Annotated in this window: 21 protein-coding genes and 1 pseudogene; 16 read left to right on the top strand and 6 right to left on the bottom strand. The window is 60.4% G+C overall.

From position 1 onward, the window contains the following. Nucleotides 1–144: 144 nt before the first annotated feature. Together NLY43_RS03165 and NLY43_RS03160 are read left to right on the top strand one after the other, a co-directional pair. Nucleotides 145–1,329 carry an acyltransferase family protein gene (locus tag NLY43_RS03165; protein WP_023723473.1) on the top strand — a complete coding sequence of 395 codons (1,185 nt, stop codon included), beginning with the start codon at nucleotides 145–147 and terminating at the stop codon, nucleotides 1,327–1,329. 125 nt (nucleotides 1,330–1,454) lie between these two features. After that, nucleotides 1,455–2,333 carry a YihY/virulence factor BrkB family protein gene (locus tag NLY43_RS03160; RefSeq protein WP_023713679.1) on the top strand — a complete coding sequence of 293 codons (879 nt, stop codon included), beginning with the start codon at nucleotides 1,455–1,457 and terminating at the stop codon, nucleotides 2,331–2,333. 217 nt (nucleotides 2,334–2,550) lie between these two features. Here NLY43_RS03160 and NLY43_RS03155 read toward each other — a convergent pair whose 3' ends face one another. From NLY43_RS03155 to NLY43_RS03145, 3 genes and pseudogenes are all read right to left on the bottom strand, one after another. Then, nucleotides 2,551–2,718, bottom strand: a complete 168-nt coding sequence (locus NLY43_RS03155; RefSeq protein ID WP_023713678.1) for a hypothetical protein — start codon at nucleotides 2,716–2,718, stop codon at nucleotides 2,551–2,553. A 515-nt stretch (nucleotides 2,719–3,233) separates the two neighbouring features. Next, entirely contained in the window at nucleotides 3,234–3,551 is a 318-nt protein-coding gene (locus NLY43_RS03150) for a YMGG-like glycine zipper-containing protein (protein ID WP_023708438.1), read from the bottom strand. Nucleotides 3,552–3,833: 282 nt separating this feature from the next. Beyond that, a pseudogene (locus tag NLY43_RS03145) lies at nucleotides 3,834–4,151 on the bottom strand (type II toxin-antitoxin system HicB family antitoxin); the annotation flags it as partial. A 113-nt stretch (nucleotides 4,152–4,264) separates the two neighbouring features. Between NLY43_RS03145 and NLY43_RS03140 the strand changes: the two are divergent. The 3 genes from NLY43_RS03140 (at nucleotide 4,265) to NLY43_RS03130 (ending at nucleotide 6,704) form a co-directional block, all read left to right on the top strand. Next, nucleotides 4,265–4,579 carry a recombinase family protein gene (locus NLY43_RS03140; RefSeq protein ID WP_245264072.1) on the top strand — a complete coding sequence of 105 codons (315 nt, stop codon included), beginning with the start codon at nucleotides 4,265–4,267 and terminating at the stop codon, nucleotides 4,577–4,579. A gap of 65 nt (nucleotides 4,580–4,644) precedes the next feature. Beyond that, nucleotides 4,645–5,868: a recombinase family protein gene (locus NLY43_RS03135; RefSeq protein ID WP_023713675.1), complete on the top strand. Its 1,224-nt coding sequence runs from the start codon at nucleotides 4,645–4,647 to the stop codon at nucleotides 5,866–5,868. Beyond that, on the top strand, nucleotides 5,862–6,704 hold the full coding sequence (locus NLY43_RS03130) for a plasmid partitioning protein RepB C-terminal domain-containing protein (RefSeq protein ID WP_050590316.1): 843 nt from the start codon (nucleotides 5,862–5,864) through the stop codon (nucleotides 6,702–6,704). The genes NLY43_RS03135 and NLY43_RS03130 overlap by 7 nt, the downstream gene beginning before the upstream one ends. Nucleotides 6,705–6,906: 202 nt before the next feature. On the opposite strand, the gene NLY43_RS03125 is transcribed toward NLY43_RS03130, so the two are convergent. From NLY43_RS03125 to NLY43_RS03115, 3 genes are all read right to left on the bottom strand, one after another. Beyond that, nucleotides 6,907–7,599: an SOS response-associated peptidase gene (locus NLY43_RS03125; protein WP_023713674.1), complete on the bottom strand. Its 693-nt coding sequence runs from the start codon at nucleotides 7,597–7,599 to the stop codon at nucleotides 6,907–6,909. A 239-nt stretch (nucleotides 7,600–7,838) separates the two neighbouring features. Beyond that, nucleotides 7,839–8,672 (bottom strand): thermonuclease family protein, encoded by an 834-nt coding sequence (locus tag NLY43_RS03120; RefSeq protein ID WP_245264071.1) that lies wholly within the window; start codon nucleotides 8,670–8,672, stop codon nucleotides 7,839–7,841. A 187-nt stretch (nucleotides 8,673–8,859) separates the two neighbouring features. Then, the gene (locus NLY43_RS03115; protein WP_023713672.1) at nucleotides 8,860–10,362 is read right to left on the bottom strand and encodes a winged helix-turn-helix domain-containing tetratricopeptide repeat protein; all 1,503 of its coding nucleotides are present in this window, start codon (nucleotides 10,360–10,362) and stop codon (nucleotides 8,860–8,862) included. Nucleotides 10,363–11,036: 674 nt separating this feature from the next. On the opposite strand from NLY43_RS03115, the gene NLY43_RS03110 reads away from it, so the two are divergent. The 11 genes from NLY43_RS03110 (at nucleotide 11,037) to NLY43_RS03060 (ending at nucleotide 22,594) form a co-directional block, all read left to right on the top strand. Then, nucleotides 11,037–11,864 carry a methyltransferase domain-containing protein gene (locus NLY43_RS03110; RefSeq protein ID WP_023713670.1) on the top strand — a complete coding sequence of 276 codons (828 nt, stop codon included), beginning with the start codon at nucleotides 11,037–11,039 and terminating at the stop codon, nucleotides 11,862–11,864. A 628-nt stretch (nucleotides 11,865–12,492) separates the two neighbouring features. Then, nucleotides 12,493–13,233: an SDR family NAD(P)-dependent oxidoreductase gene (locus NLY43_RS03105; protein WP_023699925.1), complete on the top strand. Its 741-nt coding sequence runs from the start codon at nucleotides 12,493–12,495 to the stop codon at nucleotides 13,231–13,233. 89 nt (nucleotides 13,234–13,322) lie between these two features. After that, the gene (locus tag NLY43_RS03100) at nucleotides 13,323–13,532 is read left to right on the top strand and encodes a hypothetical protein (protein ID WP_023713668.1); all 210 of its coding nucleotides are present in this window, start codon (nucleotides 13,323–13,325) and stop codon (nucleotides 13,530–13,532) included. Between the two features lie 78 nt (nucleotides 13,533–13,610). Then, nucleotides 13,611–13,811 (top strand): hypothetical protein, encoded by a 201-nt coding sequence (locus NLY43_RS03095; protein ID WP_023713667.1) that lies wholly within the window; start codon nucleotides 13,611–13,613, stop codon nucleotides 13,809–13,811. A gap of 91 nt (nucleotides 13,812–13,902) precedes the next feature. Then, the gene (locus NLY43_RS03090; protein WP_023723446.1) at nucleotides 13,903–14,196 is read left to right on the top strand and encodes a hypothetical protein; all 294 of its coding nucleotides are present in this window, start codon (nucleotides 13,903–13,905) and stop codon (nucleotides 14,194–14,196) included. A gap of 725 nt (nucleotides 14,197–14,921) precedes the next feature. Then, nucleotides 14,922–17,357 (top strand): hybrid sensor histidine kinase/response regulator, encoded by a 2,436-nt coding sequence (locus tag NLY43_RS03085; protein ID WP_023713665.1) that lies wholly within the window; start codon nucleotides 14,922–14,924, stop codon nucleotides 17,355–17,357. Between the two features lie 5 nt (nucleotides 17,358–17,362). Beyond that, a complete protein-coding gene (locus NLY43_RS03080) occupies nucleotides 17,363–17,740 on the top strand; it encodes a response regulator (RefSeq protein WP_023723445.1) in 378 nt (125 codons plus the stop codon). Nucleotides 17,741–17,995: 255 nt separating this feature from the next. Continuing rightward, nucleotides 17,996–18,388 carry a response regulator transcription factor gene (locus NLY43_RS03075; protein WP_023713663.1) on the top strand — a complete coding sequence of 131 codons (393 nt, stop codon included), beginning with the start codon at nucleotides 17,996–17,998 and terminating at the stop codon, nucleotides 18,386–18,388. Further along, nucleotides 18,388–20,130, top strand: a complete 1,743-nt coding sequence (locus tag NLY43_RS03070; RefSeq protein WP_023713662.1) for a YaiO family outer membrane beta-barrel protein — start codon at nucleotides 18,388–18,390, stop codon at nucleotides 20,128–20,130. The genes NLY43_RS03075 and NLY43_RS03070 overlap by 1 nt, the downstream gene beginning before the upstream one ends. A gap of 2 nt (nucleotides 20,131–20,132) precedes the next feature. After that, a complete protein-coding gene (locus NLY43_RS03065) occupies nucleotides 20,133–21,170 on the top strand; it encodes a HEAT repeat domain-containing protein (protein ID WP_023713661.1) in 1,038 nt (345 codons plus the stop codon). Further along, on the top strand, nucleotides 21,170–22,594 hold the full coding sequence (locus tag NLY43_RS03060) for a glycosyltransferase family 2 protein (RefSeq protein ID WP_023713660.1): 1,425 nt from the start codon (nucleotides 21,170–21,172) through the stop codon (nucleotides 22,592–22,594). The genes NLY43_RS03065 and NLY43_RS03060 overlap by 1 nt, the downstream gene beginning before the upstream one ends. Nucleotides 22,595–22,606 lie beyond the last annotated feature (12 nt).

Raw genomic sequence — 22,606 nt, 5'->3', positions numbered from 1 at the left:
CCCGGCCTTCAGGGCCACGTGGCCTCGTCCCAAACCCACTTATGGAGCACGGCGATACGAGGGTCGGTCCAGCACTCGTAACCGCAATTCGTCATCGCTCACCGGGTTGACAATCGCTGCTCAGGCGCCATGCTGCAGTGCAACATGGCTAGCTACGAAACCAGCATCATCAAGTCGTCGCGCATCGAATGCCTGGACGGGCTTCGCGCGCTTGCGGCGATCTGGGTGCTGGTCGGGCACTGCATGCTTTTGACCGGCTGGCAAATTCCGATCGTCGGCGAGCCGGATCTCGGCGTCGACCTGTTCATCATGCTGTCCGGCTTCCTGATGGTGTTCCACTATCAGCTGCGCCAGGAAAAGGAGCCTTGGCAAAGACCGGAAACCTGGCTGAAATTCTGGACGCGCCGCTATTTCAGGATCGCGCCGCTGTTCTATGTCATGCTTTTCCTGGCGCTGGCGCTTGGCCCCTATCTCTACGATCGCAGGATCATCATCGACGATTTCCTCTCCAGATCGCACCAGGCGCCGGAACGCTACCTCGACGGCAGCCTGAAAAACATCGTCGCTCATCTCACGTTCCTGTTTGGGCTGGTGCCGAACCTCGCCTATCGCACGCCGCTGCCTGACTGGAGCCTGGGGCTGGAGATGCAGTTCTATGCCGTGTTCCCGGCCGTCATGCTGCTGGTTCGCAGGCTGGACTGGATCAGGAGCGCCCTTGTGGTCGCGGCGATCGGCTGCGTCATCGTGTTTGCGATGCGGCTGTTGTCGATCCATTTTCCGATGCCGTCCTTTCTGCCGCTGAAGATGCAGATATTCCTGTGCGGGATGCTGCTGGCCGGAGTCGTGCATCAGAGCCGACCGAGGCCGTTCCTCTATCTGGCATTGGCCATGCTTTTGGCGGCGCTGCCCTTTGGCGGCGACCAGGGGCTGGGCAAGCTTCTGGTGCGTGAAGCGCTGGTGGCGGGCTTCTTTGCGCTGGTTCTCTACCGCATGCTGCCTGGAAGGGCGGGAATGTTGGCGCGAGCGATCGCCGTGACGCTCAGCAACCGGTTCTTCCACCTGATGGGCGAGCTTTCCTTCAGCATCTACCTGATCCATCTGCTGGTGCTGCAGCCCGTCGCGGCGTTCGTCATCAGTGAGTTCGGCCACGAACTGTCGGCGCCGCTGCGCTTCGCCATCGTCGTTGCCGTTGTGCTGCCGACGGTGACGTTGCTGTCCTGGATCACCTACACTCTGATCGAGGTCCCCGGCCAGAAGGCGGGCCGCTTCATTGTCCAGCGCTTTGGCCGGAAAATTGCGCCGGTGCTCGAGAAGACCCCGGCGGAGTAGGGCGCCAAGCGCGGCGCATAACCACTGACGTTGCCTGCTCTCCCTGAGGGCGTTAGTAGCCCGCAACCGGAACATCACGTGTGCTGGTGCATTGCTAATGAACGCCAATTCGACTGGGGCGAAAAATGCATCGCGGGATCACAAATGCATGGGCAATGGTGCGAGAAGCCGTCGTTGGGTTCGTCAACGACAATGCTCTCAGCCATGGCGCGGCAATCGCTTTTTATGCCACAACATCGTTGGCGCCAATTCTGCTCATCGTGATTGCAATTGCGGGTCTCGCATTCGGTCACGAGGCAGCCCAAGCGGCATTGTCCGCTCAAATCACAGGGATGATGGGTACAGAAAGCGCAAATATCCTGCAAACCGCACTGAAGAGCGCATCCGAAAAGCCATCCGGCGGCACCTGGGCGGCGGTGATTGGCATCATCACCTTGCTTGTGAGCGCTTCCGGGGTCTTCGGCGAAATACAGCAGTCCTTGAACATGATATGGAAGGTCGAAGCGCAGGGCAGTTCGTTGTCGCGCCTGGTGCGCGCACGTGCGGTAAGTCTGGGACTGGTCACCGCACTTGGCTTCATGTTGCTCGTCTCTCTAGTCGCGAGCGCGGCGATTACGGCCCTAGGCAACCTCATCAACGCACAGTTGCCGTTCGGGACACTTGTCCTGGCCGTTATCAACGCGGTCGTTTCTTTTGTCCTCCTCGCTGCCATTTTCGCCGCTATCTTCAAGGTCTTGCCTGATCGAACCCTGGAATGGCGGGATGTCTGGATTGGCGCTATTGTGACCGCTGCCCTGTTCACCCTCGGCAAATCGCTTATCGGTTGGTATATAGGCTCCAGCGCCGTCGCGGCCTCATATGGGGCCGCCGGTGGGCTCCTCGTCATCCTGTTGTGGGCTTACTACTCGGCGGAAATTTTTCTTTTTGGTGCGGAAATCACTCGCGCCTATTCCATTCGACACGGCAGCAGGTCCGATCTGGATGCTGTGCTTCACAGTGCTTGACTTGCAACACACGCCACTAACGACGAAATCGACTAGGCGCGCGGCGCGCCGGCTGGCTGCCTTCGCGACGCCACCCGCATCATTACCCGTCGGCGCCGACCGCATCACCGAGCAGGGCACGCGAGCTGGATACGGTCGACGCCATATGATGAGTGCACGGGGCGCTGGTGGGCCAAACCATCGCGGTCACAGTTTGAGTTGGTTGGGAAGACGCGGTTCAGCGGCGACGCGGACGGCGCTTGCGTATCGGCTTTGATCTCGCGCGCCTGCCGTCCGACGCCTTCTTGGCGGCAGCGGAGCGGTACAGGTTCATGAGGTCAATCAGGAGCCGAACAATGGCAATTGCAGTTGCAGCATCGAGCCAGCCCGCAATGCTGTTGAGCATCGGGATTGTTCTCCAAGCTTACGACGTGAAAGCGGTCGAAGGACCTTGGCGGCAGTGCTACTCTTCGCCTAGGCAGGGACTGCCACCTAATCGTTGTGGCACTCAGTTGCCAGCCACCATGACATGAAAAAGGCCTCCGAAGGAGGCCTTTGGATGGTGTGAGCGAGAATCTCCACCTAATAAATTATCCCACATTTTGTGCATGCAGCGCAAGCCGTTCGCTTGGCCAAGGCGCGCTTGGCGCCTTGATGCTTGGCAGCGTGACCGTCACCCCGTTCTTCAGGTGGTCGCTGTCGGCACTTTCAGCAGCCGCAATGCGATGTGATTGTTGGCGCCAAAAACCACCGCTTCACGTCGCTTCCGCGAAATGGATACTTGCAAGCACCAAGCGCAAGCTCATGAGGCAGAGGGTGTCGGACCGAGCGGGGTCTCATATTGTGAAACGCCGAACGGATCCCGGGTCCCTGGAATGGCGGCAGCAAAGGTTAGAGAGCCGCACTTCCAGGGAGGCTGGATCAATAGTCGTTGTTGTAATAGCGATCATCACAAGGCGCCGTGTAGATCCGGCCGCGACGGTCCTGGTAACGGCAAAGCTGTTCGCCGCGGCGCTGCGGCGTGGTCGACTGGCCGATGACAGCGCCGAGCAAGGCACCGCCGGCGGCACCCACGACCGTGCTTTCGGTGTTGCCGCCCAGTGCCTGGCCGGCGAGGGCGCCGACACCGCCGCCGATGAGTGCGCCTGTGGTTGCCCTCTGCTGCTGTTCGGTCTGAGTCGCGCAGCCTGCAAGTGCTGCAGTCATGAGCACGGCGGCAATGGTTTGTCTGATCATCATCTTGGAACTCCTTTGGAGCCCCAAACGCGGATCGGGGCGAATGGTTGCCAGTTGCTGGCGCAATGCGGCCAAACGGCGGCACGCCCGCTCACGAAATGAGACGTGGTTTCTCGGGCCTTGAAGACAATGGTTGCCAAACTGGAAACGGCTTGCGCGAACAGGTCGGTAGCGCCTCGGTTTGAATCCGTTGAGGAGCAGCTAGGCTGGCTCGTCGCGCATCGCCTTTTTCGCGGCGGCGGTCAGGAATCCGGACCGGCTATAGCCATGGCGTTCCTCATATCAATCTATCTGGTCGAGGACATCTTCGGGAATGGTGACGTTGACGCGCACCACCTTTGTGGTCTCGGCTTTGAGTGCTACCAGGACGGCGACCCGGCTGAGATTGTCATTGTTCGACATGACATCTTCCAGGGATGATGGCTCGGGAATGGCTTCGCCATCCTCGACAAGGCCTTCGAGATGGAAGGCCAGGGCCTCTTCGGCCAGGGCGCGGGCGTCGTCCAGGCTGGTGCCGGCGGTGACCACGTTCGGAAAATCGGGAAAGGATACGCCGAAGTCGCTGTCCGCTTGCTTGTGGATCAGTCCGATATAGTGACGCACGGGTCGGTTCCCCCAAGGAGCGGCTTCGAGGCTCGATCAGACATCGAGCCATTCGACACAAACTGTCGAGGTATTCCTAATGGGACGGTAGGAAGCTGCCTAGTAGGTTGGGCATGCCCCAGGCAGACATTGCCTGGGCAACGGTCGAGAGTGTGGGGAAAGTGCCAAAGATAGATGGCGGGAACCAGACTGTGCCTAGAGTTCGCGCCGCGCAGTACGTGCGCATGTCGACGGAACACCAGACCTACTCGATCGACAACCAAGCGGATGCCATTCGCGACTATGCCGATATCATGGCTTACGACATTGTCGCCACTTACGAGGACCTCGGTCGCAGCGGTTTAAACCTTGGAGGGCGCCCCGGTCTTCAGAAGCTGTTGGCCGATGTCGAAAGTGGGCGAGCCGATTTTGAGACGGTTGTGGTCTAGATGTAAGCCGTTGGGGGCGTTTTCAGAACATTGATGAAAGCGCAGCCTACGAATACCGATGCCAGATGGCCGGCGTGCGTATCGAATTTTGCGCCGAGCAATTCGCAAATGACGGCAGCATCGGCTCAGACGTCCTCAAAGCAATCAAACGGAGCATGGCTGCCGAGCAGAGCAGAATGCTCTCGCAAAAAGTCTTCATCGGCCAGGCGAGGTTGATCCGGCTGGGCTTCCGGCAGGGCGGGAAGGCCGGCTTTGGCCTGCGGCGCTTGCTTGTCGATCAACACGGCCGCTCAAAAGGCATCCTTTCATCCTACGAATACAAGAGCCAGCAGGCGGATAGAATAGTTCTGGTGCTCGGCCCGCCTGACGAGATTGCGACAGTGAAGTGGATCTTCAGTCACTTTGTCAGAACACGCAAGACAGAGCTGGAGATGGCAAGACTGCTCAACAAGCGCGGCGTGCTCAGCGATTTGGGGCGACCATGGACGCGGGAATCCGTGCACTCGGTGCTGACCAACGAAAATTACATTGGCAACAGCGTCTGGAACAAGCATTCGGCCCGGCTAAGAAGCCATCAAGTCCGCAATCCCCCCGAACAGTGGGTGCGGGTGGAAAACGTCCTGGAGCCGATCGTCGACAGCAAACTGTTCGATCGGGCGCAGATCGTGCTCAAGACCATCTATCGCCACATGACCAACGACGAGATGCTGGCCGCCCTTAGGGCGCTTCTGGCTCGCCGTGGCGCCTTGTCGTTGGCCATGATCGACGCGGATCCCGGGTGCCCGCCGGCCCAACGCTACCAGTGGCGTTTTGGAACCATTGTCAAAGCATATGAACTGATCGGATACGAGCCATCCAAGAACTACCGCTTCATCGGCGTGAACCGGCACCTGGAATCAATGAGGCTGCAGATTATCCGGGATCTTGTGGGCGCGATTGATAAGCAGGGCGGGGTTGCTGCCCATGACATGGCGATGGACCTCCTGCGGATAAACGAGGAGATCACGGTGGCGATTACAATGGGCCGATGCAGGGTTTCCGGCTTCGGCTATCCTCGCTGGTTTTCCAAGGCCGATAAACGGCCACTACCCGACATTTTCGTCCTGATCCGTATGAATCCCGGCGACCTGACCATTCGGGACTATTTGATTGCGCCTGCCCACGAGATCGCGGGTAAATCGGAACTGCATGCCATCAATGGGATACCGCTGGACAGCTATATTTTTCCCACGCTCGACCCCATTATCAGGTTGGCAGAGCGAGAGCCTGTCGGAGGCGTGGCTTGGTAGTCAAGCGCTTAGCCAAGGGCGCCGCCTACCGTGCGTTGGAAAACGGTGGCGACAGACATGCGAGCAATATTGTTGCTGGCGCATTAGGGTCCAAGAAGAGGCTTCGTTCACACGAATTTTTGGCGACCTACGATACGGAATGCAAACGCATGCGCGATTTCGTAACGCAAGCGGCAAAGTCTGAACAGAGCCTGGACCGGATAGTAGCGGCGCTCCACCTGATGATGCGCGACAAGCAATTCTGCGCCACGCTGGTGTCCGAGGGCTTCAGGACAATGCCAAGCCTACTGGCACATAGGTTGCGTGGCGCGACCCGCGAGCCGCAAATGTTCTGCTCTCCCGGAAAACCCGCTTCCGAGACAGGCGAGAACCGGAAAGCCGTTAACGGAATTTGCCCTGATGTCCTCGACCTGCTTCGGGACGCGCCGGTAAAAACAAAAATCTTCGGGTTGCTCCAGAAGGTGCTGCCAGCCAGGCAATTGGAGATTGCCCGGCTGATGGTGGCGATGGACCGGGTCAGGATCACCTACGCGAGACTACTCGTCGCTCTGACACCGCAAGCCCTGCTGGTCGAGGGTTTTAATCTCTCAACGATCACCACACAGGCGGAAGACCAGCGCGGCGCGATGGTGCTCGATGTCGGCGCGGTAAGCCTTGCGGTTCTCAGCGCCGCGGAACGTCATGGCCAGGTGGGCCTGGAGCTTGTCGCAGCCAACCGCTTTTTCGACCGGTTGATGGATAATTCCAGAGTGGTGCGGTATCTCGCCCGGACCTTTCCGGGGCATTTTGAAGAGTTTCACAGCTTCTCGATGCCATGCCTCGAACAGGGGCGCTAGATGGTCGGACGTCAACTCCTATAGAAACCGATAGCCGTCGCCGGGACGCAAACAACAGAACCAATGTGACTTCTGTCTATGCCTCGAAAAGCCAAACCCGCCGAGCTTGCCGCAGCCAGAATGCTCGCAAAGCGATTTTCGATCGGCTCTCGGCCGCGCGGAATCGCTGTCATGTCTTCGGCAAGCCGGCCCGGTTCGTTGCTCATAGCGGGTTGATCGGCCCAACGAGGCCGGGATGGTCGTTGGGAAACTTGTTGACGGCGCTGGTGTTCACCTCACGTCCAACGCGGTTGAACTGCAGCTGACCGTCGATGTCGTGGCTGAGAATGTCCTTGAGGCTGTCCTTTGGTGTCTCCGGGTCCAGCCAGGCGTCATAATATGCCTGGTCGAGAATGAGAGGCTGTCGATCGTGCAACTGCTTCATCGGTTCTGCGGCAGGCTCGGTGATGATGGTGCAGCTGGTTATGTCGAGATTGGAATTGTAAGCCCAAAGCCCGGCGAACGAGAAAGGCGCGTGGCCTGGCTGGTAGATGTGCCAAGGGTCTTTCTTGCCGTCGGCTGGCGATATCGTCCACTCGTAGAAGCCATCGGCAGGGATCAGGCAGCGCTTGGACTTGTAGGCGTCGCGGAAGGCGGGCGCTGTATCGATGCCCTCAATCCTCGCATTGAACATAGCCGCCTTGGGCATTTCCTTTGCCCAGAAAGGGACCAGCCACCAGCGCCCTTCACGGAGCCTGTGGTTGCCATCCTCACCGGCAGTGACGAATGGGACATCCTGAGTCGGCGCGATGTTGTACCGGGGCTCGTCGTTGCGGCCCGTCTCCGCCGGCGCAGTCAGGCGGTAGAGCCGGTGGATTTCCGACCACGACAGATATTTGGTGTAACGTCCGCACATCGCTCTGCCTCAGTTGCGCAGGAGTTCAGGCACGCTGAGCGGGCCAAGGTCGGAATTCTCCTATACTCGTCGCTGCGGCGCCAGACGCCGCGTATCTTGGCGGCGGTGACCGATTGATTGCCTTCGCCAGTAGCCTTGCGGAAGGCTCTGGGCGACCACAGAGTTCCCCTTGGTGTGCGCCGTGGAGGCAAAAAGGGCAAAGTCGACGACGATCATGCCATGTCCCTCTCACTGCGGACTTAGCAAAGGCTCTCGCAAGGAATGCCGTCCTTGTCGCGGTCGAGCTTGCCGCCCCAAGAGCAGTTGGCCAAATACCAGTTCGCCTCGTTGCATGAGCTGATCTGGGGACAGGTTCGCCGTGGCTGACAAGAATAGCTCTGCGCCACCTGCCCACTACGCATGATACCGAGTGGTTGTTTTGCTGACGGCCTGGTGGTGCCGTTCGCATGCTCTGCGCGCCAATCCCATGGCGCCTGAAACGCTCCAGCCCACAGACCGACCTTCGCCGCCTGGGCCTTCGCCTGCTGTCTTGCGTGGGCTCCGTGGCTGTAGCGCGGCCAATCTAGTGCCAAGCCCCGCTCGACAAGCCAGCTCTGGACGTTGCGACCGTCGGCGCGATCGCAATCCCCAACAAGCCGGCCGTACCGGTCTCGGTTAACAAAGCTGCAATGCAACGGACGCGATGCAGCCAGGAACTCGTCCAAGGCTTGGGCAGCATGGCGCCCGCAGGCGTATTCGAAGCCCTTAGCGTCTTCGCAATATTGCTTACTCTCGGGCGCATCGATGCCGTTGAAGCGGATGCGCTGTCCGTGGATCTCGATCGTGTCGCCGTCGATCACAGACGCGACACCGGCGATCGGCGCCGGCTTCGAGCCGAACCAATTCGATGCATTGATCTCTGGCAAACTTTCGCTGTGCTGGATGGCGGTTTGCGCGACCAGAGCGCCAGCCGCTACCGCAGTCACCAAAATCAGGCGCCGCGGCACATTCGCCCATCGGTGCGCACGGCTATGCTTGGCACCGGTTCGCTTTCGCCAGCGATCAGATCGATTGTCGTATCGGTATTTGTCCACGCCCTCTTCCCCGCAGAGAGGATGCGACTGTTTCAACGAAGAGTCCAGAAGACGAGACGCGCGGAATGCTAGCCCGGAAGCCGATGCGTGCCGACGCCCTCGACTTCGATCTCGGTTAAGGGGGTTCGATGACCTGTTGGGGTGCATTCGGCTGTCGGGCCTGACCGGCGCGCTCCCGAAGGTGCGTTCACGCGGGAAATCCGGCCTTTCTGAAGCCTGACGTGAAAAGCTCGAGGTCGACTTGGTCGGCGAACGGGAGACGTGAAATCAGCCGGATAGTCAGGTCATGTTTCCTCATCAGTGCTTCCTGAACTTCAGCACGCGCCTTCTGCGTCTCGCCCAAATGTGCGTACGCCGCTGCGAGAAAGGCATGAATGAAGAATTGGTCGCCGGCCTTCTGATACGAACCGACGGCCTCCGAGTACCTTCTTAGCAGGAAGAGGGAGCTGCCCTTCACCTCCCAGAACCATATTGGAGGTAACGGGTCGCGCAGCAGCGCAGATTCGAGCACGTTCAGCGCGCTCTCGGCCCGGCCGCCGTAGTTGAGCCAGCTTGCGTAGTCCCCCGCTATGTTCACGTCCAACGGGTTCAATGAGCGCGCTTGCTCGAAATGCACTCCCGCGTCGCTGTGCTGGCGCATGTGCGTAAGCACCAGGCCCATGCTCTGGTGACAGACGCCATCGCTCCTGTCGAGAGCGAGCGCCGTTCGTGCCGAGTCCCAGGCGTTCTGTAGCGTCCGCGGATCGTGGTCGTACCAAAATCTGCCGACGAGCGCCTGCGCGAGGAAGGCGTGGCCTTGAGCGAACGTCGCATCGAGCTCGACACACCGGACGAATAGGGGCTCGGCCATGTCCAGTTCATACCGGTAGAACTGTGCGCGCCCCTGCAGGTAGCAGTCGTATGCATCCCAATCGGCCGGAGGCTTGCGTCTGGTCCTGCTCGTCGAATCGGCCTCCGCTTGGCCTTCGACCATCGAGGCGATGAGAGCCGCAACCTCGTCTTGCAATGCGAAGACGTCGTCGAGGGCCCTGTCGTACCGTTGGGCCCACAGGTGGGTACCGGTGGTAGCGTCAATCAACTGTGTGGTGATCCGAATGCGATCACCGAGCTTTCGTATGCTGCCTTCGACGAGGTAGCGAACTCCGAGTTTGCGATGGACTTCGGCAATGTCCAATGCCGGATAGCGAAACTGAAAAGATGAATTCCGCGCGATGACAAGGAGGGAGCGGAACCTGGCCAGCTCCGTAATTATGTCCTCGGTTATGCCATCGCTGAGATACTGCTGGTCCTGATCGCCGCTCAAATTGGCAAAAGGCAGGACCGCAATCGACGGCTTGCCGGACCCTGGTATCGGTCTGCGGGATGCGCTCGCCACCGGCTCGACAGTCCCGATGAAGCGGTAGCCGACGCGAGGCACCGTGGCGATCCACTCGCCGCCGTTGTCAGCCGGACCGAGTGCCTTTCTCAGTGTCGCTATTTGGACCGTAAGGTTGCCTTCCTCAACGGCGGTTCCCGGCCAGGCAGCGTCCATCAGTTCGGCCTTGGTCAGGATCTCGCCGGGCCGGGCCGTAAGCGCAGCAAGCAGCGTCAGCCCACGATGCCCAACAACGATCGGGATCTGCTCTTTCAGGAGCGTCCCTACGTCGGGATCGAGTACGAACGGACCAAAAGCGATGCGTGTCCCCTGCATCTGGGCATATTAGACGTTCCGGCGGTTTTCGGAACAGTGTCGGCACCCCTTTAATCCCGGGGTCGCTTTCGAGGCCTATGCCCAGAACGCGGCCACCTGTCCATCGATTAGAAGATAGCGATCGGGCGCTGGCCGCTGCGCGCAAATGTCCGGAGTGGCTACCCCGACTGCGTATTGGCCTGCGCCGCTGATCAGAGATAGGGAACCGCAGAACTGACCGGAGCAAGGCTGGCGGTAAAGCATTGATATTGCTGTTGTGAATCTAGGGATTTTGGGAGGTACTCCCCAGCTTCGGAGAAAGATGGGCATTCGGAGAGCAGTTTGGGCGGGAACGTTGTGTCCGCTCTCCCCAGCTTTCGGCCGCACATCCCGCAAACGCCCGGCTTCCGGGAAGCCATGAAGGGATCGGAGAATGGTTAGGACCTCGAAGGTGGTAGAGGATCAAGAGTTCGAACCCTCCGGGATTATCTGCTTTTTAAAGAAATTTCCGCGTCTTCAGCGGCAGGTAGGCGCGGGAAGGATAAGCGACCCACACGGCACTCTCCTGCGCCCCGACGCTGATCTTCCAACCAGGGAGGAGTTGGACAAGCCTTCCGCTCTTGATGTCCTCATCCGCGCACCCTAACCTTTCTTCAATTCACGAAGCAGTAGCGGTTGTGCGGGGGCACGCCAGTATGACAAGCGAACGTCAGCACGAATACGAGTTGGGACATTCGGAAAGAGAACTGAGAAGGCTGGCGACGCAGGCGGCATTGGTTGACCCGATGACCCGGGATTACCTGCGGCGAGCTGGCCTTCGAGCGGGAATGCATGTCCTTGACGTGGGGAGCGGCGCTGGCGATGTCGCCTTTCTCGCGGCTGATATTGTCGGACCCACAGGTCTTGTTATCGGCTCTGACAGGTCGGCGGAGGCTCTTGACGCTGCTCGGGCGAGAGCCGCGCAACGTGGTTTGGAGAATGTAATCTTCCACCAGTGTGATCCTGCCACCTTCACTTTCGATATAGCGTTCGACGCTGTTGTTGGCCGATACGTCCTAATGTTCGCGCCCGATCCGGTCGAGATGTTGAGAGGGGTTGCGCGGCATCTTGGTCCCGGGGGCGTGATGGTATTCCACGAAGTCGACTGGACTGGCGCTGCCTCGTTTCCCTCCGTCCCAACGTACGACAACTGCTTTCGGTGCATTGTGGAGACATTTCGTCGTGTAGGGACCAACCCCAACATGGGCCTGCAGCTCCATGCGACCTTCGTAAAAGCCGGGCTGCCGGCCCCTAGCATGGCGGTAAGTGCTCTCGCCGGAGGTGGATCAGACAGTATGAGCGGCATTGATCTGATCTCCGATCTCGCAGCGACCATGGCTCCGGTCATGGAGCAGATGGGCGTTATCGCAGCTTCAGAACTCGGTCCCGAAACGCTGCAAGATCGAATTCGCGCCGAGGCTTATGCAAGCGGAAGCGTGGTGGTCGGCCGATATGAGGTGGGCGCCTGGTCACGACGAATGTAGGCACCACGGTCATGCGCCCGAGCTTCCCTCGTCCAGCCCGCTCGAGCTGAAATTAACCGCTCAACGATGGAGGCGGAGAAGGCGCACTAGAGCCGTCCGACCGCTGCAGCGATAGCGCCATCAAGACAGCGCTGCTACCTCAGGGCAGCAGGTGAATTGCCACAAGCTCGATGATCAGCAAAACGGCGCACACCACGCCCGCAAGGGCATAGCCTCTCCAATACGCGCGGATGTCCTGATCGGTTTGGAATGCTTCTAGCCAGAGCCCATCGGGGGAGACGCCAATGCAAATGGGGATAGGCATCGCGGCTGGCACGATTGTATTAGGTGCTAAAGCATCTCTGCCCAACATGCAGGCGGCTCTCTGACCGCGAAGCGCTAACTAATGGCGAAAGCCCCTCATGGAAATATCGCCGGCCTGTCCTGATTGTCTCTTTGGTTCTTTCAAACTGGGCAATGGCGTGTCGCCGCAGGAGAGCGGGACAAAGAACAACATCGTCGGTGTACGATCTGGAGCTCGCTGCCGACCAGGTCATAGCTGGCTCCGGCGCTGCCAAGACCTGGTGACACCGGTCTGGCCGCTGGCGAAAATATGCGATGCTGTTAAACTTAGCCCGTGTGAACACGCATGAACGGGGGCTTTGTGCCGGTATCATATGACCTCATTGGCAAGACAGCCGTCGTAACCGGCGGAGCAAAGAGTATCGGCAAGGCAATCGTAGAGCGCCTTGTAGCGTCGGGTGCTGCAGTGCACGTGTGGGATCGAGATCAGATCGAACTGAAGGGTGTGGTGTCTACGAAGGTCGATATTACCAGCCGCGATCAGGTAACCCATGCGATCAACATGATCGTCGGTCGTGGCCAGCGTATAGACGTTCTGGTTAACAACGCCGGTTATCTAGGAACCCTTCACCCGTTTGACCAACACGAACCTGCAGACTGGCGAAGCATCATCGAAACCAATCTGATCGGCACGATGCAAGTGACGCAGTTGGTTTTGCCCCACATGCGAAAATGGGGTGTTGGCCGCATTGTCAATATGGGCTCTTTGGCGGGCAAGGAAGGACTTGCCAACCTTGCCGCCTATTCAGCCTCCAGCGCAGGTATCGTAGTCTTCACAAAGGCGCTTGGGCGTGAGGTCGCCAATACAAACATACGCGTGAACTGCGTCGCTCCTGGGCCAATCGATACGGACATGATCCGAAACCTCGGGGTCGCAGCTGTCGAGACAATGATCGCCGATAGTCCAATGAACCGGCTCGGCCGGGTCGAAGAAGTTGCCCACATGGTGGCCTGGCTGTGCTCGGACGCCAGCAACTTCAATACCGGCGCGGTATTCGACATGTCGGGTGGGCGGGCGCGTTACTAAGCGACGACTGTCTCGGTGCTTTCAGGCGGCCCCGCGTCACCGTGGACCAAATATTCCCAACCCCTAACGCGGACCTATATGATCCCCTCATGGCAACTCTGCGGTACGAGGTAAGGCGGGAACTAGATGGGACGTGGACGGTGTTCGACGTGTTCACCGGGCTGCCGGCTATTGTAGCGGGCCACCCATCTATCGACCTTCCCGACATGGAGTATGCCGAAGAGCTGGCAGCCATCCTGAATGCCAACGACCTGAAGCAGAGGCTATCTCATGGGAGGTTCCCCGGAGGGTTCGCCTGACTAAGGTGGCATGACAAGTTAGCCATTCAACCAGCCTCCGTACTGCTCATCCAGGATGGCTCGTCCGATTCTGAACAAGTGTTTGTTATTGAACTGACGCGTAAATGGAAAAGTTCGTCCGTCGCAGCGCTCGGTGTGGATGGCTTCCCGCTGCCGACAGACGGCAAACGCCTTGGCGTCGAGAATGCCATCATCGACGGCGAAATAGTCATTCTCAACCAAGCCGGCCTTTCGGACTATCAGGCGCTGCGACAAGGCCATAATCCGCCGCCAGCATGAGCTGTACTTCGTCGCCTTCGATCTCCTCCACTTGAATGGTCACGATCTGCGGGACATGGACAGGACCGGCGTAGCCAGAGGCGAGGTAACTATGGACATCGACGAGTTCCGTGCGACCCTTCAGGGAGTAGAGCCCCCGGCGAATCTTGGGATGGCGCTCCACGCTCTATGGTGGGATAGACAGGGCGATTGGGAGCGGGCGCATGAGTGTGTGCAGGCCAACGAATCTGATCCGGCCTCTGTATGGGTTCATGCCTATCTGCACCGCAAAGAAGGCGACCTTTCTAATGCAGCCTACTGGTACCGCCGCGCCGGGCAGCCTGTGGCAACTGACAAGCTAGACGCAGAGTGGGAGTCGATTACAGAATCACTTCTTGCAGGATAGTGAGGGTCGCCCAAGGGGCAGCGTAGCGCCTCATCGCCCCCGTAGAGGCGAAACTCACCTCCGCCCATAGGCGGCGCGATCAACTGAGCCGACGACAGGTTCTCGGTGTTCGGCGAAGCCGTCGCCCCGCACAGGCCTCAAAACTTGGGTGGCAGTCATGCGCTGACTGGCTCACTGGGATTAGCGGGTCAAGTGGTGAGTTGCTCTGCAGCTTACTAGCTGATGTAGATCATCGTTGAACGTCGGCTTTTTGAAGTTGGAGAGCGTGAAGCTGCCAGTCATCTGAGCACACTGCAGGGTCTCATAGGTCGCACTTCAGGGTATACCCCCAGGCGACGTAACTTATCCGGCGCGGTCCAGCGTAACATTTGGGCCCGCCACCGCCCGTTGTGACATGATGGGCCAAGCCTAAACCTCGATGTACAATGGCGATAAGCTGATACCTATGTTCGGCCTTAAGCGACCGTCCGCTATGCGCGCGTCACGTCGGCCATAATGCAACTTCGCCTCTGTCCGGCAGCAGTTAGAGCAGAACAATGCAGTAGGGGCGACTGCGCAGGACATCGCCCTTGACCCTTCTGACTGACTGGTTGAGAAGCGCAAGCAATCAAGGCGCTACCACCGTGCTGCCCTGATCGCAGGGTCGCAGTGCCACCGACCGTCTGCAATTTCTTTAGATCTCGGATAGGTTTTGCCGGTATTTGTCGGGAAAAGGAGCCGAAGTGATGACCGACATCTGGCATTCACTCCTCGCCAACCTTGCCCTGGTCTCCATTCTCGTGGTCGCCTGGGACCTTGTGGCGGATTTCACCGGGCGTCTCTCGCGGCGGATGCAGTCGCTGCTTCTCGGCTTGGTCATGTGCGTTGGCGCGGTCATCTCCATGGCGACGGCCCTGTCCGTCTCCGGCTTCGTCGTCGATCTGCGCGCCGCCTTCATTGCTGCGGCCGCGTTCTTCGGCGGATGGCCGGCAATGCTCATCGCCACGGCCGGCTCCATTGTCTATCGCGCCCATCTCGGCGGGCAGGGTGCAGGTGCTGGTGTCATGGGTATCCTCATCACCGCAATCGTCGGCATCGCGTGGCACCACATGGTCGCGGCCCGATCGCGCACCATGTACGACATATTCGGTCTTAGCGTAACGGTCGCTCTCGCCGGGCTTATCACGCTCCTGGTCATCCCAGCGCAAGCGCTCACCGGTCTTGTGCAGCAGAGCACGTTCCCGTCCCTCGTGTTCCGCTTCCTAAGCACAATCATCATCGGCGTCCTGCTCGACCGGCAGCAGCGCCGGCGGGAGCTCTTGATGTCCAACATGACCTACCGGGCCATGGTTCGCGAACTGCCGGATTGCCTGAATATAAAGGATGTCGACGGCCGCTTCATCGCCGCCAACCCCGCCACCGCCGAAATGGTTCGCGCCGCTTCGGTCGACGATCTGATCGGCAAGACGGATTTCGATTTCTACCCCAGGGATGTAGCCGAGCGCTTCCGGCAAGATGAGATGGGCGCGCTGGAGGCCGGGCAGACGTTGCGGATTGACCAGCCGGCGCTTTTCCCGGACGGCCGGCAAGGTTGGCTCTACACGCTCAAGGCCCCCTTCCGCGACGAGGCGGGCAACATCGTTGGCGTCATCACCTACAATCGCGACATCACCGAGCAGAAGCGCACCGCCCAGCTCAAGAACGATTTCATTTCCACGGTCAGCCACGAATTGCGCACCCCGTTGACCTCCATCCGCGGCTCGCTTGGCCTGATCGCGGCCGGTATTGCCGGCGAACTGCCGCCGAAGGCCGCGAATCTCGTCAACATCGCCCACACCAATAGCGAAAGGCTGGTTCTCCTCATCAACGACATTCTGGATATCGAGAAGATCGAATCGGGCGTGATCACCTTCAAGATCAAGCAGATGTCTGTCCGTCAGGTGCTAGAGCAGGCCATTGCCGCCAGCTCCAACTACATGGCTGACAGCCGGATCAAGATCGTTCTGATCGACGATGCCCCACGCGCTGAGGCCAACATCGATCCGGATCGCCTGCATCAGGTGATGGCGAACCTTCTGTCGAACGCGATCAAGTTCTCGCATGCTGATGGCACCGTCACGGTGAAATTCCAGCGTCGTGACGGCGACATGCTGCGTATTTCCGTCATGGATCAGGGCACTGGCATCCCGGAGGCTTTCCGCGGCCGTATATTCGGAAAATTCGAGCAGGCGGACGCTTCCAGCACCCGTAAGGTAGGCGGCACCGGCCTGGGGTTGAGCATCGTCAAGGCCATCACCGAAAAACTGGGCGGAGCCATTTCGTTCGAAACCGAGGAAGGCAAGGGAACCTCGTTCCACCTCGACCTTGCAGAAGCACGCAGGCACCACCCAAGGCCGTATCCGCCACCGCACCTGACGCGGAAGCCCGATGGCCGCCTACGGGTTCTGATCTGTGAAGACGAATCCGACGTCGCCGCCGTGATTGCGGCACTCTTGGATGCGGAGGGCTTTTCCAGCGACATCGCACCCGATATCGCCACGGCAACGGCGCTTCTGAGGTCCCGCGAATACGTGGCCTTGACCCTCGACATCAAGCTGGCGGGGGAATCCGGTATCAAGCTCTTCCACGACATTAGGGCATCGCCGGTCAATTCCGACATCGCGGTCATCGTCATCTCCGCCGTTGCCGATGAGGCCAGGGGATCGCTGAACGGCAGCGCCGTCGGTATTGTCGACTGGCTGGAGAAGCCGGTGGATTCAAAGCGGCTTCACGCCGCCCTTGCCAAGATCCTTGCTGGCAGGACCGAGCAGAGGCCGAAGATTCTGCATGTCGAGGACGACGAGGGCGTGCTTGCGGTGATGTCGGAGGGGTTGGGTTCGGGTGTCTCAATCAGTTCTGCGAAGACCCTCAAGGACGCCCGGGAGGCGATCGGCCGGCATCGCTTCGATCTGGTGATCCTGGATATTGCACTCCCCGACGGATCGGGGTTGGACCTGCTGGCCGATCTGCCGCTCGAGACTGGGGTAATCGTGTTTTCGGCGGCGGAGCTAGACCAGAAACTAGGTGATCGCGTGCAGGCTATCCTGACCAAGACCAGGGCGTCGGAAATCGATGTGGCAAAGCTGGTCAGGAGCATGTTGGTTTCGTCCCGCACCCAACCTGCCGCGCACCCCAAGGAGTGACGCTCATGCCCGCAAGGATTCTCTATGTGGATGACGAGGACGATATCCGCGAAATCGCCCAGATGTCGCTGGAACTCGAGCCGGAGTTCGAGGTGCTGTCCTGCCCGTCCGGCGCGCAGGCGCTCGCCGATGCCGCCGAATGGCGACCCCACCTTATTCTGCTCGACGTGATGATGCCGGACATGGACGGACCAGAGACGCTGCGGCGCCTGGCCGAGTCTGGGGCGACGGCTTCGATACCCGTGGTGTTCATCACCGCGCGCACCCAGACGCATGAGGTCGAACGCTACTTGGCGATGGGGGCGGTAGGGGTTATCGCCAAGCCGTTCGACCCGCTTGCGCTTGCCGGTGAAGTCAAAAGATTGCTTCGACCGCGCGCCTGAGCCGACCTTTGGCTTGGGCACCGAGCGCAGCGTGGCAGCAGACTGAGCGACGCCGTTCACGGCTCCTATACCATGTCTCCTTATTCATCTACTGATTGTGCCGAGGTGCAGGCGTAGCGAATCAGGCGGTCTATAATCGCCTGGCATCGGCAGACGTCGATGAGAGTTGAGAACTGTTTCTCTGCATGAGCCACGTTGGCGGATGTGGTTCATGGATTGATCACTCCGGGGGGCGACGGAACCGGAGCAAGGCGGTTGAACGGAGCGAAGGCAAGAGTTCTGATTTGCGATGACGATCCCCTCTTGATCGAACTGATGGAATTCAGGCTCAGGGCAAAGGGATACGAGGTCATCAAAGCAGTAGACGGGGCGGAAGCGCTCTTGAAGGCGGAGCATGAGGCGCCCGATATTATCGTGCTCGACGCTATGATGCCCAAGGCCGACGGCCTGGAGGTTCTTGCCCGCATAAAGAGCGACCCGGCTTTGTCGGAAATCCCGGTGGTCATGCTGACCGCCCGCAAGGGCGAAAAAGACATCGTCTCGGCCCTTGAGAAGGGGGCCGACGACTACCTTGTGAAACCCTTCATTCCCGAGGAACTCCTGGCCCGGCTTGCGCGTCTATTGGCGCGGAAGAGCGGGAAGCGCTGATGAGGCGCGGCCGGTGCGCCATGGTTGCAGCATGCGTCTTCGTGGCGGTTGCGGCAGCGCCCGCCGCGACGCTGGCCCAGACGGTCGAGGAACTGTACGCCTCCGGCGTCAAGGCCAGACAGGCCCAGCATTTCGACGAGGCGGCGCAGCTGCTTAGGCGTGCGCTGGCGCTCAAGCCGGACAATGCCGACGCCCTGGTGCAACTTGGCTTCGCCGAACTTGGCCGCAACAATCTGCGGGCGGCGCGTGAAGCGTTTTCCAAGGCGCTTGCGATTGCGCCGGAATATCTGGATGCCAGCTTCGGCATGGCTCAGGTCGAGTTCCGGTCGGGCAATCTGGACGCTGCCCTGCCGCTGGCCGAAAAAGTCTCGCGTGCCCAGCCCGAGAATGCCGATGCGAGTACGCTTGTCGCCAGCATCCACAAGGCCCAGCAAGCCGGTAGCAGCAAAGCGAAGCCTGCGACCGTGAGGAAGAGGCTGCGTCCGCCGCGGCCGGATCCCGTCGCCGGACTGATGGAGAAGGGCCAGAGATTGCGGGCGGCGGGACAATTGCCCGAGGCGCAGAACGCCTACCGCCGAGCGCTGCGGCTGGCGCCGAAAAACACCGACATCCTGGTCGCCATGGGTCTCGTGGCTGGATCCCAACAGAAATTCGACGAAGCCGGGAATTTCTTCGACCGGGCGCTGGCCATCAGGCCCGGACTTCTCGATGCCCGCCTCGGCAAGGTGCGCGTGGCAATCTGGCAGGTCGACGTGCCGCGCGCCCGCACTATGATTGATGATGTGCTTGGCAATGTGCCTGGCAACGCCGAGGCGATCGCTCTCGACGCACGTGTTTCCCTAGTCGAGCAGGACTACACGCGGGCTGAGCAGTCGTTTCAGCGGGTGCTGGCGATCGATCCGCGCAATGCCGAGGCGCTGGTGGGAATTGGCGACCTGCGCCGGGAGCGCGGCGACGACAACGCTGCGCGCGACGCCTACCGGCAGGCGCTTGCTCTCGAGCCTGGCTCACCCGATATCGAGCAGAGGCTGGCCGCGCCACCGCCGCGCAAATGGCGGTTCGATCTGGGCAGCGAAGTGAGTGTGCTCACCGACGGCCTTGGCGAATGGACCGACAGTTTGGCCGGGGTTGCCTATCGGCTCACCCCGCGGATGACCATTTCCGGCCGCACCCGAGTGGCGACCCGTTATGGCCGCACCGACCTTCAGATCGAAGGCCGCATCGACCAGGCCTTTTCGCCGTCGGTTTCAGCGTATGCGCTGGTGGCCGTGACGCCGGATGCCGATTTCCTGGCGCGCTCCTCGATAGGCGCCGGCGCTTCATGGCAGATCCTGGCGGCCGCAAAGAGGTTCGGTCCGTTCTCGCTCAACATCGATACCCGTTATGACAATTTTGCCAACACCGAGATCACCACCATCTCGCCTTGGGTGCAGGCCTATGTCCTGGATGGCCGGCTCGGGCTTGCGGCGCGATGGGTGCACGCGGCCGACGATATCGGCACGCGCGCCGATGGTTATGTCCTGCGAGTCGATCTTGCAGTTACCCCTAGCGTCAATGTTTTTGGTGGTTTTGGGGATGCCCCCGAGATCTCCGACGGCACGCTGGTGCCTACGCGTACCGTCTTTGGGGGCATCTCCTTGGACGTTTCCGACCCGCTGACGCTGCGCAGTAGCTTCGCCCATGAGCAGCGCCCGACATTCGATCTAACCACATTCGGGCTCGGCCTGACTGCGCGGTTCTGATCATGTTGTACGTCTGGTACCTGTCCATCCTGCTCAGTGCCCTTTCCCTGGTGATCATGCTTCTGCTGATCGGGCGCCGGGTGCTGCACGAGCGCCGGGGGACGGCGGGCGCCGATCAGCGGCGCCTTCTTCTAACGGCGCTGATCGCCTTCACCGAAAATCGCGATCGCGAGGCATTGAAGACGGCGCTGCTTGCGGTGCCGGCAAGGGTGGCGATCGATGCCGGCTTCGAGTTTATCTCGCTGCTGCGCGGCGAGGAGCACGACGAGCTGCTTTCAGCCTTCAACGAATGTGGCCTGCCGACCCTTGTCGGCACCCAGCTTGAAAAGGGCAACGGCGCCGAACGCATCCACGCGGCCGAGATGCTGGGGGCGCTGCGTTCGGAGGACGCGGTGGCAAACCTGCTTTCGGCGCTCGATCGCGACCGGTCGCGCGAGGTCAGGATCGCCGTCGCCATTGCGCTGTGCGATATCGGCGCCCTGCCGCCGCTGATTATAACGCTACGCAAGATCGGCGTGGCGGGGCAGCGCTCGAGGCGCGTGATCGAGCTTTTCAGGCGCTTCCCGTCAAAGCGGTTCGACGAGCTTGAGGATTACGGCAGCCGTGAGGACGCAGTGCCTTTTATCAGGGCGGCGGCAATCGATGCGCTTGCTCGCAACGGAGGCCTCCGGTTTGGTGAGTTCTTTGCTCGCGCGGCTGGCGATCCGTCACCGGAGGTCGCCGCAGCCGCATTGCGGGCACTCGGCCTGACGGGACATGCCAATGCGCCGGCCATCCTGGCCAAGGCGATGGAAGATGGCGGCTGGGATGTGCGTGCCGACGCCGCCGATGCAGCGGGCCGCCTCGGCCTGTTTGAACTCGCCGCGCCCCTCGCTCAGCTGATGGACGACGAGGCATGGACCGTGCGCTATGCCGCCGCTAACGCATTGCGCTCGCTCGGCCAGCAGGGAGAACAGGTGCTGCGCGAGATCGCCGCCAGCGAGGTCTCGCGCCGCCAGCGCACGGCCTCACTGATCCTTGCCGAGGGGCCGGCCGCGTGATGTTCGACTGGAGCCAAGAGATCGTCCTGGGTGCCTCCATCCTGTCCTGGTTCATCATTGGGGCAGGGCTGGCGCAGACGGCGGTATACCTCCTGCAACTCATCATTGCCGCCTACGCGCTGTCCAAGCGCCCGCCGGTCGCGCGATCGGCCCTGCTGTGGCACCGTTACGGCGACGTCGCGCCGCCGATCGCGCTGCTGGTGCCTGCCTACAATGAGGAAGTTAACGTAGTCGAGAGCGTGCACTCGATGCTGGCGCTCGAATATCCGAATTTCGAGGTGATCGTCATCAATGACGGCTCGAAGGATCAGACTCTGCAGCGCCTTATCGAAGGCTTCAAGCTGGTGAAATTCCACCGGCCTTATGAGGACGCCCTGGCGCACAAGCCGATTCGTGGGCTCTATTCCTCGTTGATTACCGAACGGCTGTTCGTGGTCGACAAGGAAAATGGCGGCAAGGCCGATGCCCAGAATGCCGGTATCAATGTCTGCCGCGCGCCGCTGTTTTGCGTGATCGATGGCGATTCCATCCTCGAGCCCGATGCGTTGATGCGTGCCGCGCAGCCCTTCATCGACGATCCAGAGCGCACCATCGCCGTGGGCGGCACGATTCGGATTGCCAACGGCTCCAGGATCGAAGGTGGCAGGGTGCGCGAGGTCCGGCTGCCGCGCCGGCTATTGCCGCTGCTGCAGGTGGTCGAATATTTGCGGGCCTTTCTCATGGCGCGGCTTGCGTGGAGCCGCATCAACTCGCTGATGCTGGTGTCCGGCGCCTTTGGTCTGTTTCGCCGCACGGAAGTTGTGGCGGTTGGCGGCTTCACCAGTGGGTCGATGGGTGAAGATTTGGACCTCGTGATCAAGCTGCATCGGCACATGATGGACACCAAGCGAAGATACAGCATCCAGTTCATTCCTGAGCCGGTGTGCTGGACCGAAGCGCCGGAGTCGCTTCGCGTTCTGGCAAGGCAGCGTACGCGCTGGCAGCGCGGTGCGCTCGAATGCTTCTTCCGTTACCGCTCCATGCTCTTCAACCCCCGCTATGGGCGCGTTGGCTTCCTTGGGTTTGGCCACATATTGATTGTCGATGTGCTGGGGCCGATATCGGAGGTGCTGGGCTATGTGCTGATCCCGACCTTCTGGCTGCTCGGCATCCTTTCGACCGAATATCTCTTGGCATTCACGTCGCTGGTTTTCACCTACGGGGTTTGCGTGAGCGTGTGTTCGCTGGTCCTCGAAGAGGCCGAGCTTCGACGTTTTCCGCGCGCGCGGGATCTCGCCTTGCTCACGGCCGTGGCTGTGATCGAGAATTTCGGTTACCGCCAGCTCAACAATCTCTGGCGCGTGAAGGGATGGTGGCAATATCTGCGCGCCGACCAAAGCTGGGGCGAGATGACTAGGACCGGCCTGACTGGGCCGAAGAAGTGAGCCAGCCAGTTG

The sequence above is a fragment of the Mesorhizobium sp. C416B genome (genome assembly GCF_030323165.1).
Classification (GTDB): Bacteria; Pseudomonadota; Alphaproteobacteria; order Rhizobiales; family Rhizobiaceae; genus Mesorhizobium.
Note: the sequence above shows the minus strand (reverse complement) of the source record. Positions and strands in the feature narration are given on the sequence as shown.